Raw genomic sequence first — 13,388 nt, 5'->3', positions numbered from 1 at the left:
GATCTCAACAGTTGTGCAGTCCATTATATATCACACCAGCGGAATTAGAACAGATCGAAATTGAAAAACATACAAAAAACGGAATAACGTCAGTGACTCTACGCGGCTTCTGAAGCCAAAAACATAAAAAAAATGGAATGAGAGGATTGTGCGCCAGAAGGTATAAAGCTTAAATTTTAAGTATGTAAAAACCGTTTCCAATACCCGGCCGGGTCGTGATGCAGGATGCGGGATTCTCGAATCCAAAACCAATCCAACAACAGGGGGTAGGTTCTTTTGAGTAAAAGAATCAAATTTGTAAGCGTTATCTTACTGGCTGTAAGTTTAACGGCAAGCTTGCTTACCGGATGCACTTCCGAGACGAATACCTCAAGCCCGAGTTCAAATGCAGGAGAAACGCCGGGGGCAAACTCCGATCCGATCGAAATCTCCTGGGGCATTCACTTTGCCGCAGATGGAGTTGTCAATGACTCGGAGGTTCAGAAGTGGCTGGAGCAGAAGTTTAATGTAAAGATCAAACCCGTGAAGGTAACGGACGCCAGTATAGCTTCCGGGGATATACCAGACATATTCATGCTCGGTGATCCTTCTAATGTAATCGCTTACCAAAATCAGGGCGTGTTAATGAGCATTGACCAGAACATGTTGAAGGAGAAAATGCCTGAGTATTACGCGGATATAGAGAAAAAGAAAGAGCTTTTCCAGACCGTTACCGTTAATAACGAGCTGTGGGCTATCCCGATGTTTATCGATTTGAAGCCTTACGATCTGGGGATGTTGTGGCGTAAAGACTGGCTGGATCAGGTCGGCATTCAGAAAGTCCCGGAGACGTTGGATGAATTCGAGGAAGCCGTTTATGCCTTTGCACAAAAGGATCCGGACGGTAACGGTGTGAAGGATACGTACGGGTTGACAGGAACAGCTACGTCCACGTGGTCATCCGGGTTCTATTCCATCTTCGGTGCATTCGGTGTCGAGCCGACCATGTGGATGGAGAGGGATGGTCAGATTGTAAATGGATCGATCATGCCTGAGACCAAGGAAGCCTTGGCGAAGCTGCGCAAATGGTATGCGGATGGGGTCATCGATCCTGAATTTATTACAGATACACAGGATTCCTATCGTAAGAAACTGTATAACAATCGGATCGGTGTCATTGAAGAGCAGATCAGCAAAGGCGCCCTGCCGGAATCTGCCACAGTCAAGGAAATGCTGGCATTGAATCCGGATGCCAAAATGGCATTCTCCAAAAATCCGAAGGGCCCTGGCGGTGACGGCTCATGGGATTGGGGAATCAAGAGCAATTTCCTGGTTATCGGCAGCAAAGTCAAGGATCAGCCTGAGAAGCTTGAGAAGCTGTTCGAAATTTTACAGGCACAGAGCAATGATGAAGAGACCATCAATATGACCAGCCTTGGTGTAAAGGGGGAGCAATGGGATTTTGCTGAGAGTGGTGCTACCTCGGGGGCGACTACATTTTTGCCTGGATTCGATAAGCAGGAGCAACGTGATCAACTGGGAATCCGTCTGTTCTCTTTTGGTAACATTACCACCCAGGCTTATCGGGACAAATATTCCGATCCGAAGCTGAATGAGGCGGTCAAAACGTATTCATCTGCTCCAAGATGGACTGATGCGCTGCTATTCTCTGTACTGCCTTCGGACGGAAAATACAAACAGGAATTGACGTCACTCATGCAAAAATATTTCGCGCAAATCATCAGCGGCGAAATTCCTCTGACTGAATTTGATACATTCGTAACGGAATGGAAGGCAAAAGGCGGCGATGAATTAACGAAGGAAGCCAATGAAATGTACCAAGCTCAATTCAAAAAATAACCCGGACTTGGCCTGGGCACCCGTGAGGGATTAATGATCCCTTGCGGGAGGTCTTCCAGGTTCGGTTTAACAAGGAAGTGCGCCATGAAAACGATAAAAAAACACGGAGAGCTGCTTTTATTATTTCTGTTCGCCTTCGCATTCTTCGTCGTATTTAAATACGGCCCATTATATGGAGTCGTCATTGCCTTCAAGGATTTCCGGGTCGTCGACGGGATATGGGGAAGTCCGTGGGTGGGATTCCGCCATTTCCAAGAATTGTTTCAGAATGGGGACTTTTATCGATTACTTAAAAATACGCTGCTCCTGAATTTGTATCAGATGATCTTTGCTTTTCCCGCACCAATCGTACTGGCGATTTTGCTTAACGAGGTGAGGTCAAGGTATTTCCAGCGGTTCATCCAAACGACCATGTACTTGCCTCATTTCGTATCGTGGGTCGTCATGTCCGGCCTGATTATTTATTTTCTCTCTCCAACGTCCGGCGTTGTAGGGGAAATTGTGAAGTGGTTTGGAGGGGAACCTGTCTTTTATATGGGAAAGAAGGAATATTTCCGCCCGATTGTGGTCATTTCTTCGATCCTCAAGGATATCGGCTGGGGCTCGATCATCTACTTTGCTGCTTTGGCGGCGATCAACCCGGAGCTGCATGAATCGGCCGTCATTGACGGAGCCAACCGTTGGCAGCGAATCATTCGAATTAATATCCCGTCCATTATGCCCACGGTCGCTATTATGTTTATTCTGAGTCTTGGTGGTTTCCTGAGCGCAAATTTTGAACAAATCATCAATCTGTTAAATCCGGTCAATTACGAAACAGGTGACGTCATCGATACTTATGTCTACCGGGTAGGTCTGCAGCAGTTTCAGTACAGTTACACCGCGGCCATAGGTTTGTTTAAATCGCTGGTGGGGCTCCTGTTGATTCTGGGGGCTAATCTGACCGTGCGAAAATTGAGCCGCGGCGAGAGCGGTCTATGGTAAAGGCAGGAGGAAGACAGTCATGAAAATAAAAAGATGGCAAGAGCTCATTGCACCAGCCATGATTTACCTTATATTGTCCATCCTGGCACTCATCGTTGTGTACCCGTTCATTCATGTTCTGTCCGTCTCATTCAGCGGAAGAGGAGAAGCACTTCGAAGCGGATTTCATTTTTATCCTCGGGATTTCGAGTGGGAAGCATACCGCGGGCTTCTGGACTATCCTCTAATCTGGTCAGGATATGCGAATACGCTGTTTCGAATGGTCGTAGGGACGACCTTAACACTTCTGGTTACCGTCTGCGCCGCTTATCCGCTCTCCCGTCCCGATCTGCCCATGAAGCGGCTGCTGATCATGCTGCTGTTGTTCACGATGATCTTCGATGGCGGGATTGTCCCGCAATATCTATTAATCAAAGAACTGCATCTGCTTAACACGCACTGGGTCTATGTGCTGCCATCCGCTGCCAATGCTTTTCATGTGCTTGTAATGATCTCATTTTTTCGCTCCGTTCCGGATGCGCTGATCGAAGCAGCTCGTATCGACGGGGCAAGGGACTTGCGAATTCTGTTCCGTATCCTGCTCCCGCTGTCCATTCCGTCACTTGTGACGATCGGGCTCTGGAATCTGGTTTACCACATTAATGCGTTTATGGATAACCTGCTTTACGTCACCGATTCATCCAAATTCGTGCTGCAGCAGGTTGTCCGGCAGATCCTCATCGAGAGCAAACTGGACCCGTTTACTACGGCGACGCTTGCAACCCCGCCTGCTCCGGAGAGCTTGAAAATGGCGGCAGTCATTGTCAGCTCCTTGCCGGTGATCGTCATGTATCCTTTCCTGCTTCGATATTTCGAAAAAGGAACCATGATTGGATCTGTAAAAGGGTAGTGATCATGTGCATTTTATCTGATTGATCTTATAAGGGAGGTATTTCCAAAGATGATGAGGAGACCAATCATTATTGCATTAATCCTGGTCTTGTTGGTGGGGTGTCTGCCGGTTACGGGAGCGAATGCGGAAGATGCGGTGAACCCTGGTGCTGTCTTTTATATTTCAAATGATGGTGACGATTCGAATCCGGGAACGGAAGCCGCTCCATTCCGTACACTTGAAAAGGCCAGGGATGCAATCCGGCAATTGAAGAAGGGTTCCGGGCTGCCTGAAGGCGGTGTGACGGTCTATTTAAGGGGCGGCACCTATAATCGAAGCGAAAGTTTTCTTCTGGAGGAGCAGGACTCCGGTACGGAGAATAAGCGGATAACCTACAAGGCTTATCCCGGAGAAAGCGTACGGTTAAACGGCGGTCTGGAACTTCAAAAAAACTGGTTTTCTCCGGTAACGGACACGAATGTCCTGGACCGAATTATCAGTGCGGATGCCAGAACGAAGGTTCTTCAGGTAGACCTGAAAGCTCAAGGCATCACCGATTACGGTGTAATGAGCCGGCATGGTTATTACAAAGCCAATGACATCAGTCAGGTTCCTCCGATGGAGCTGTATGTCGAAGGTCAAGGCATGACCCTTGCCCGCTGGCCAAACAATGGAACGGTCCAGATGGGCACCATCACCGATCCCGGACCTACCCGCAGTGACCCGGATTTGCAGACACGCGGCGGGACCTTTACCTACAATTACGAAAGACCGGATCTCTGGGAAGAGGCGGATGACATCTGGTTGGATGGCATATTCGGTTACAGCTGGGAATGGTCGTACAACCAAGTGGCATCCATCGATACAAGCAACAAGACGATTACCTTGGCATACGGAGAGATGAGCGGTCTGTTTACCAACTGGTACCCGGACTTCCATTTTGCCCAGAACCTGCTTGAGGAGATCGATATGCCAGGTGAATATTACATCGACCGGAAGCAAGGCAAACTCTACTTTATGCCTACGGCTGCCTTTGAAAGTGATCATCCTGAGATCATGGTTACAATGCTTAAAACACCGATGATTAACGCGAACAATTTGTCGCATGTGACCTTTGAGGACCTGATCCTGGAGAATGGCCGGGACTCCGCAGCAGTCATTATGGGAGGGGACAGCGTCCGATTGGAGCACTGCGAAATACGGAATTTCTCCAATGGGGGCGTATTGATTAATACGCAGAGCCGCTGGTTGTATAACGACTTTGCCAAAGTGGACGGAGTGAATCATGCGGTGATCAGCTCCCATATTCATCACATCGGAGGGACCGGGGTGATTCTGAATGGTGGAGATAAGAAGACGCTTGAGCCAGGCAACAATATCGTGGAGAACAGCCATATCCATGATTTTGCTTATTACCATAAAGCCTATAATCCGAGCATCTTCCTGACCGGTGCGGGGAACAAGGTTTCACACAACGAAATTCATGACGCTCCTCATCCGGGAATGCTGATCTTTGGCAATGACCATCTCGTGGAATACAACAATATTTATGACGTCTGCAAAACCTTCTCGGATCTCGGTGCCATCTATATGAATCTGGGCGAGTCGCCTCAGGAACGGGGATCGGTGATCCGCCGGAATTATTTCCACAATATCGGGGAAGGCAAGGCAGGGGTTCAAGGGGTATATCCCGATAACTTTACCATGGGCATTACCATTGAAGAGAATATATTTAACGGCATGGGTAACGATGCCATTCTCAATAACGGCGGTGCTCATATCAGGACCCGAAACAATCTTTTTATTGATGCCAAAGTACCGTATGAATATTCGGACATGTATCTAGGCGATCAACCGGATCAGCAAATATCCAAAAACTATATGCCCAAATGGAAGGCGTTGTTTGAAAAGAACAATAATTTCGAAGGCACGCCGCATATGGAGAAATACCCGGAACTGGCGGATTTCTTCACGGAGAACCGGTATTTTCCGGATACCAACACGTTTCAGAACAATGTGATCTATAACCCGACGAGGAAATTAAGCGGCACGAATAATCAGGGAGCAAATGACAAGCGAAACCTGCTCCAGTATGCGAACAACTGGATTACGGATCATGACCCTGGCTTCGTTAATCTGGCAAATGGGGATCTGAATTTGAAGGCGGATGCAGAAGTGTTCCAAAAGATTCCTGGCTTCCCGGCCATCCCTTTCAGTGAGATGGGGACTCAGGGAAAAGCGGGTCCATACCTGGCTCCGGATCACATTGCTGTGGATCGAATCCAATTGTATAACGAAAGCGTAACCATTGGGATTGGGAAGTCATTCGCTCTGTATTCCGCAGTCATTCCCTGGAACGCAACGAACCCCGCTATTCAATACACGTCGAGCGACCCTTCGATTGTTAAGGTGGATGCAAGCGGCAAGCTGAAGGGGGTTAGTATAGGGAATGCTACGATTACAGCCGTTTCTGCTGACAACCCGTCCTTAACGGATGAGCTTCAGGTTACCGTTGAAGTTGGGGATGGCATTATCGATTATACCGATTTCGAAAACGGGAGAAACAGCTGGCCGACAGACCCGAACCGGAGCATTGTTGAGGTTGAAGGCGGTAACCATATGTATAAGCTCGTTAAAGGAGCAACAACGTTAAATGAGAACGAGTTCAACCATTATGAGCTGACTTTTAAGATGAAGACGCCGAAAATCATTGCAGATGATGCCACATTCTATGTGTTTGACCGGTTGAACTCTGGCGGAAGCGGCGGCAGGATTGGTTACCGGAAGTATGCAAATGGAACATCTGCCTGGCTCTTGTATAATGCGGCCTGGGCAGCAGTGAAGCAGAATACGCTGGCTGCTCCTGATCTGCAGCCGGATACGGTCTATAACATGAAAGTCATCGTTAAGGGTCCGGAGATTAGTGTTTACGTGGATAACAAATTGAAGCTAAAGGCGAGCGATTCGACATTCAATGCATCCGGCCAGGTTGGGTTCTATGCCGGCGGCTTCAGTGAGCTTCTGTTTGAGGACATCAAATTTACCGTTCCAAGCAGGGAAGTATCGGGTTTGCTACTGGGTGAGAGCCATGTCAACATGGTCAAGGGGGAACAAAAGCAGCTGCAAGTTCAATTTGATCCGCTTGATGCGGAGAATAAGGAGGTTATCTTTCATACCTCCCAACCGGGAATTGCCGCTGTGGATGAACATGGATTGGTAACCGCTTTGGCGGAAGGTGAGGCTGAAATCACCGTAACATCAGTCGCCAACCCGGAAGCATCAGCATCCGTACGCATTCAGGTATCCGATGTGATGCACTTTACGGATTTCGATTCGGGAGCGAATGGATGGCCGGTGGACCCGAACCGCAGTATCGTAACTGTGGATGGCAACAAAAAGTATAAAATTCTCAAAGGCGCCTCGGCCCTTCATCCGAAGACATATACCGACTATGACCTTACCTTCAAGCTGAAGACGCCGGCGGTCATGACGGATACGGGAACTCTATATGTATATGATCGTTCCGTCTCCAGCACATCCGGGAAAATTACATACAAGAAGCTGGCGGATGGCACTTCACAATGGATTCTTTATAATGGAGCATGGACAGCTCTGAAAACGACGAATCTGCCTGATGAGGATCTGAAGCCTGATACGGAGTATACGATCCGCATTCGGGTCGAAGGTGCCGACATCCGCGTGTACGTAAACGGGGAACTTAGACTTGAAGGGTCGGATACCAAGCACAACCCTTCTGGAACGGTAGGTTTCTATGTTGGCGGGTTCAGCGAAATGTGGTTCGATGACATCCAATTTTCCCTGATTGATACGGATCGAACTGCTCCTGAGACCACGGCGGTGATGAGTCCGGCAGAACCGAACGGTATGAATGGTTGGTATACACAGCCTGTAACCCTTGCCTTGCATTCTTCTGAAGGCTCTTCTGCATCCGCATCGACAGAATATAGTCTGGATGGAGGGGATACCTGGCTGGCCTATCAGGACTCTCTGACCTTCAGTCAGGACGGCCGTTATTCCATTCTATACCGTTCACTGGATTCATCCGGAAACGCGGAGGAAGCGAAATCGCTGGAGTTTAATCTGGATGCTTCGGCACCCATGATTTCGGTGGCAGAGCCGCTTGCTGGAGATTATACAAGCGCAGACTCCCTGAATCTGTCGTGGACAGCTGTCGATGAGGTGTCCGGGGTTGATGAATTGAAGAGTACAGCAAGGCTTGATGATCAGCAGATCGAGCAGGGAGCGGCGGTGCTTCTCTATATGCTGCCCCTGGGAGCTCACACCTTCAAAGTAATCGCCACAGACGAAGCGGGGAATGAACAGGAAGCGGTTGTGACGGTCTCCACTTATGCAAATGTCAGCTCACTGAAAGCACTGGTAACCCTCTTTCGGGAGAAGTCCTGGATTGATAATGGCGGGATCGCTAATAGCCTGATCAAGAAGCTGGATAATGGGAATACGGAAGCGTTCCTCCATGAGGTTCAAGCCCAGAGTGGCAAACATATTACGGAGGAAGCAGCAGCCTTCCTGCTTCGAGATGGGCAGGCGGTAACAACAGAATAGACGACAGAAAGAAGCCTTTCCGATCATATTCGGAAAGGCTCTTTTCTTATAGCTAACGTTGGAATTGCAGCTCGGGATAGATCCAGGCATAAGCATGATAAAGGCCGCTGTTGATATTAATATTGCCTGTGATTGGACGGTAAGGGGCGACAAAACGTTCAAAGTCCGGATTCTTATAGATGTTTGCCATCGCCTCAACCAGATCAAGGGGCCATGTATTGCCAGATAGCTTTGCCGGGAAGATCGGATTATCGTCATACGGCCATTCCTTCAGATGTCCGTTGACATAATGGAAGAATTGTTCGACGGCATACTTGAGGCTTTTACCTCCAGGTGAGACCCAGCGGAACAAATCCTCTCCCGTCGTGTCCAGGACGAGCTTGGCGGCGGCCGTTACCGGAGCGAGAGCGAAATAATGATACCACATGGAATGCTTGCCTCTGGACGCTTCTTCCGGAATGAATCCTTCGATGGAGAGGGAGTGTTCGAGATGTTCTTTGAGCGCGGTCACCTCTTCTGCCAAACGAAGCTTATCATCCATAAAACGATACAGCGCTAACTGGGCATACAGACTCCAGCTCCACCAGTTGTTGCGGAGGGGGATTCGATCCCACTCCGGCAGGCACACCCGGGTCATCCATTGGGTGAACATTTCTCGCTCCTTTTTGCTCCAGTCCACGTATTCTTTGATTTCATTCGCCGCCAGAAGGAGTCCAACCCCCAGATAGGCGGATACCAATGGTCCATCCGCACCTGTAATCTCCCGATTAACCACTGCCCAGCCCATGATGATTTCCTTCGCTTTGCCTGCATAAGCAGCTGTTCCTGTCAGCCGGTAGGCCAGTGCAGTCGTATAGGCCGTCTGGGCATCCTTTTCCATCCGCCGCTTCGCGAGCGTGTGTCCCTCCGTATCCTGGTAAAAGCCGGGAATCCCCCAAGTGGCAATCGCATGGCTGTTCGCAGATAGACTCTCGTTTGCTTGATCAAGAAGAACTTCAAGTGCAGTCGGATGATTCATATGCATGCAGCCCACCTCTTTTGAAATGGAATGATTCATTAATACCGTTGTCGCAGTATCAGATACGGAAAAGTAAACTTACTTGGGCTCTACATCATCCAGGGTCAGACGATATTGAAGATGCCTCATATATGAACCGGCTGAGTTCCTAAATACCATACCAAACCGGATGTCCTCACCGGCTCCTTGCACGATGGCGATCAGACGATTAATACCCGCACGCAGCTCGATATGTCTCTCCGGTTCGGGAACATGACTCCCGTTTAGATAAATCTCATATTCGCAGTTTGTGTTGACTTGAAGCTTACCTTGAAGGATACCATCGACCGGATTGCATGAAGGGTCCAAACCATGAACGAAACAGCTGAGGAACCAGCGCTCATCCCCAGGATCCTGGATAAGAAAGGCACCGTCCGAAGAGCTTCGTTCTTTCTTGAGCATCCAGCCGTAGAGCCCCTCGCCCAGATTGTTCAGCGAGAATTCCGGGTCCGTATAATAGGCCTTCATCGCCTCGTAATTGACCCAAGGCTTGCAAGGCAGGGCCATGACCTTTTCAACGGACCAGTGCGCGTCTGTTTTGGATCTGTGAAGAAGACCGTCGTCTATGGCAGCCCCCAGATTGGCCAAGAGTCGGCTATAAAAGCGTATGGACTTGGCGGAATCCGGTTCAAGGAGCAGTTGAGATAAAATGATACATCCTTGTTCCTGTTCCGCTTGCAGTACGAAACTCCCGGCAGGACGCTGATGATCCCGGTTTAACTCCACCAATGCCAGCCTGCTGTATTCCGACGTATGCCCATGTACAAAATAATCCTTCCACGCAGTCCCTTCTACGCTTGCACATAGTACCGCCGCATCGGTCGTATCCAGACGGTAAGAGGCCAAGGGACGATTAACGACTTCTCTGGGCGAGAGAAAAACCTTGTCGAAACCGAACAGGTCAACCGGACTTAGTCCTTGGACCGCAGGCCTATCGTAATTCGCCTCCAAGTGGTACGTTTCATGCTTCAGGATCGAGACAGGGCGCTTCAATAGTGCAGATAGGGCGGCTTCATGACCAGGAACAGCGGGAAGGACAACGAGTTTACCGCCATGCCGAACATATTCATTCAAAACGGCTATGGAATTCGAATCTAACAGGAGGTTTGGCTCCACGACAACAAGTTGATATGTCCCAAGAAGGCTGCTCGTGATATTCTCGAGCACGTCGAAGGAAAGGCCAAGGGACCGCAGGAAATGCTCTGCTGTTCCTCCCGATCCAACCCATGCACCCGTTCGGATCGATATCGCTTCGACGTTTCCTGCATAAGTGAGCATGTTGCGCAGCAAGCAGCAGGCCGCAGGGACGGTATCGAAGTGCTCCATGAGCTGCAGTTGATTAGCGATGAAGAGGCCGCTGCCGTTCCGGTATTCCAGTAGAGGTGACCACAGATCCCCGCCATCTCCAAAATCCCCTGCGCTGCACTCCAAGATCATATTGAAATTGCCCTTGATCGGTTTCTCGAAAGCGGCGTGGATGATAGGAGGGGGGCCATCCTCACGGATCTTTTCGTCCCAAAACATCAAATCATCATTGTCCAAGCCCTGAAGGATGGGATGGGTATAGCTGCCCGCGTGGGCACGGATGAAATCCTGCCGCGAAATCGTCAAATGACCCAGAGACAGATGGAGCTGCTCCAACAGCAGAAGACGCCCGCCCCTCCGTACATAATTTTGGAGCGTAATCTCCAGTTGACCGTCCTCATCCTCCAGTCCGCTGCCTGCAACGACGAGGTGATTAGGTGAAAGCTCACCAAGCTGTTCAAGCCGGATTCGTCTGCATTCCGGGACAAGGACGTTTATCCGATCGAAGTCTTCGTCCCGACCTATGTAGGCCACAGGTCGGCCTATAGAGACCGGGGTGGTTTTATAATGTGAGGGATACAGTTTGTACTGCAAATTCAGCTCATGAACGAGCTTGTCATCGTGAAACATTACGGCATGAACGTGTATAGCGGTTACATCCTTAACAGGCTCAGGTTTCCATGTAACGGTCACGATCTCATGATCCGCCGGTTCTTGGTCGAATAGGAAGTGCTCCTGGTGAAGGAGTCTGCCTTCCTGACGTACTTCACATTCAATCCGAGTTTGGCTTGAATGGAACGTATCGTTATAGACATCGAAGCTTCTGGAAATGGGCACATCATCGAAGAAGGAACGATTGTATTCTGCCGGTATCATGGTAGCGGGCTTGAAAGAGGCCTCCATGATCGGGAAGGACGGGTTCTTCATATAGAGCGGATATTCCTTCGGAAGAAGACCGTTATTCAGCGTTAGCGCGTATTTCGGAATGACTTTTGGTTTCGGCCCCGGCGTATCTGGAGCGGATGGAGGAAGCACAATATCGTGCTCCGGCATGGCCCGCATGAAATAATGGGCGAAGTTGAAGGTGGAGATTCCCGAAACTCCTTGCCGCCTCGCATACTCCACGAACAGCCGCTCCTTCTCGGCCAGACCTTGGATACATTCATCCGTGTTTCGATACGCGGCAAAGCCTACGTACATGCTGCTGTTCTGCGGACAGACATACCACCAGCCGCCATGCTCGCCGAATACGAGAGGAGCCTTCCGATCCCATGCGTCAATAGTGCCATCTATGTTATAGTGCCTGCTCTCCACCTCCGTGAGTTCTTTGGGGAGGAGACGGTTATCGCCTTCTGCAATGATCGGGCGGGTAGGATCTAACTCACGAATGAGATTCATCATGGAAGGCATATGCTGCTTGAATATATCGCGGCCGTCCACCCAGCGCATCTCGTTCTGCAAGCTCCACAGGATAATGGATGGATGATTACGGTCACGCTCTACCAGTCTGCCGACATGGGCTGTGCAGTTGGCAATATAAGCAGGATGATCGGCAGGCATAGATTTGCTCGAACCGTAGATGGCCGTTTCATCCACAATCAGCATGCCCATCTCATCGGCGATATCCAGATAATAGATCGGATGAGGCGCGGCATGCAGACGAACACAGTTCACCCCGGCCTCCTTGCACATGCCATACCAGGTGCGTACGTACTCCTGCGTTTGTTGAATGGCACCCTGGAAATGCCAGGAGTCACCGCGCAAGTTTATGGGCGTACCGTTAAGGATAAACTGCGAACCCTCGGTCCAGATCTCACGGAAGCCGAATGGCTGTTCCACCCGGTCGATAACCCGCTCACCGTCCAGAAGCACAAGCTCCAAGCTGTACAAGAAAGGCTGCTCCGGATTCCAGTACTTGGCGTCCTCCCAATCCAGTCGGAACGTGAGCCGGCTTGAATCCCCTTGGCCGCTCACGGCTAACACATCAGCTTCAGCCTGAAGAATGGGGGAGGACGCCGAATCACCGTTTTCGCGCACATGAAGAATAGCCTTGTGGCATGTCTTTAAGGAGGAAGCCAAGGGATGGATTACCGCAGCATCTACGTCCAGCAGATTCTCCCGTACCGACGTTCGGATCGTTACATCCGCAAGTGAAATCTCCGGCCGACTTTCCAGATATACGTCCTGCCATATCCCTCTGGCAATCGAACCGAACCACGAGCCTGCAAGGCCCGTGATCTTCTGTTGACCAGAAGGAATCTCCACCTTGTCAAAGCTGCCGCAGACTACATGAAATTCGTGCTCCGTATCCTTTCTGACCAGTTCGGTAATCTCCACGAGAAGAGGCAGGTAACCATCCTCCCACATGGCTACGAGATGATGGTCGAGATACACGGCAGCCTTTTGCATGATCCCGTCCATACGGAGGAAGAACCGTGTCCCTGGTTCATTCATGGATGGAGGCACCCGGAATGAACGGTGAAGAACTCCCGCTTCGGCTTGCGCCCACTCCTTCGGATATTGAAATACATCATATGGCGCATATTCGTACTCAGGAATGATCCCGAAGTTCTTTCCCGGCAGCCTTTCGTAGGAGCTTCTCCAGCTGGAGGGCACTTGAACCTTCTGCTCTTCGTAAACCAGCTCTGCAGGAAGCTCGAAGCCAGTGCCCTGCTCATACAAAGGCATGAAATTCCATTCACCGTTTAAACAATATTGAGTTCGCATGGTAGGAATACTCCTTTCGTT

At 49.9% G+C, this 13,388-nt stretch carries 6 protein-coding genes; 4 read left to right on the top strand and 2 right to left on the bottom strand.

All coding sequences use genetic code 11. The features are described from left to right. Positions 1–276 precede the first annotated feature (276 nt). The 4 genes from ABIC22_RS01985 (at position 277) to ABIC22_RS01970 (ending at position 8,278) form a co-directional block, all read left to right on the top strand. Positions 277–1,839 (top strand): extracellular solute-binding protein, encoded by a 1,563-nt coding sequence (locus tag ABIC22_RS01985; RefSeq protein ID WP_354477717.1) that lies wholly within the window; start codon positions 277–279, stop codon positions 1,837–1,839. A gap of 84 nt (positions 1,840–1,923) precedes the next feature. Further along, entirely contained in the window at positions 1,924–2,823 is a 900-nt protein-coding gene (locus ABIC22_RS01980; RefSeq protein ID WP_127539580.1) for an ABC transporter permease, read from the top strand. 19 nt (positions 2,824–2,842) lie between these two features. Continuing rightward, positions 2,843–3,712, top strand: coding sequence for a carbohydrate ABC transporter permease (locus tag ABIC22_RS01975; protein ID WP_183522861.1), 870 nt, complete (start codon positions 2,843–2,845; stop codon positions 3,710–3,712). A 51-nt stretch (positions 3,713–3,763) separates the two neighbouring features. Then, on the top strand, positions 3,764–8,278 hold the full coding sequence (locus tag ABIC22_RS01970) for an Ig-like domain-containing protein (protein WP_354477713.1): 4,515 nt from the start codon (positions 3,764–3,766) through the stop codon (positions 8,276–8,278). Positions 8,279–8,330: 52 nt separating this feature from the next. Here the strand turns inward: ABIC22_RS01970 and ABIC22_RS01965 are convergent, their stop codons facing one another. Continuing rightward, complete coding sequence (locus ABIC22_RS01965) at positions 8,331–9,302, bottom strand: alginate lyase family protein (RefSeq protein ID WP_354477710.1); 972 nt, start codon at positions 9,300–9,302, stop codon at positions 8,331–8,333. Between the two features lie 72 nt (positions 9,303–9,374). Beyond that, on the bottom strand, positions 9,375–13,367 hold the full coding sequence (locus ABIC22_RS01960; RefSeq protein ID WP_354477707.1) for a glycoside hydrolase family 2 TIM barrel-domain containing protein: 3,993 nt from the start codon (positions 13,365–13,367) through the stop codon (positions 9,375–9,377). Between the last annotated feature and the right edge of the window lie 21 nt (positions 13,368–13,388).

This window comes from Paenibacillus sp. PvP094, assembly GCF_040546835.1.
GTDB lineage: Bacteria > Bacillota > Bacilli > Paenibacillales > Paenibacillaceae > Paenibacillus > Paenibacillus illinoisensis.
Note: the sequence above shows the minus strand (reverse complement) of the source record. Positions and strands in the feature narration are given on the sequence as shown.

Excerpts from the sequence above, each read along its gene's own strand:
- ABIC22_RS01980 (WP_127539580.1), top strand. The coding sequence starts at position 1,924 with ATGAAAACGATAAAAAAACACGGAGAGCTGCTTTTATTATTTCTGTTC.
- ABIC22_RS01975 (WP_183522861.1), top strand. The coding sequence starts at position 2,843 with ATGAAAATAAAAAGATGGCAAGAGCTCATTGCACCAGCCATGATTTAC.
- ABIC22_RS01970 (WP_354477713.1), top strand. The coding sequence starts at position 3,764 with ATGATGAGGAGACCAATCATTATTGCATTAATCCTGGTCTTGTTGGTG.
- ABIC22_RS01965 (WP_354477710.1), bottom strand. The coding sequence starts at position 9,302 with ATGCATATGAATCATCCGACTGCACTTGAAGTTCTTCTTGATCAAGCA.
- ABIC22_RS01960 (WP_354477707.1), bottom strand. The coding sequence starts at position 13,367 with ATGCGAACTCAATATTGTTTAAACGGTGAATGGAATTTCATGCCTTTG.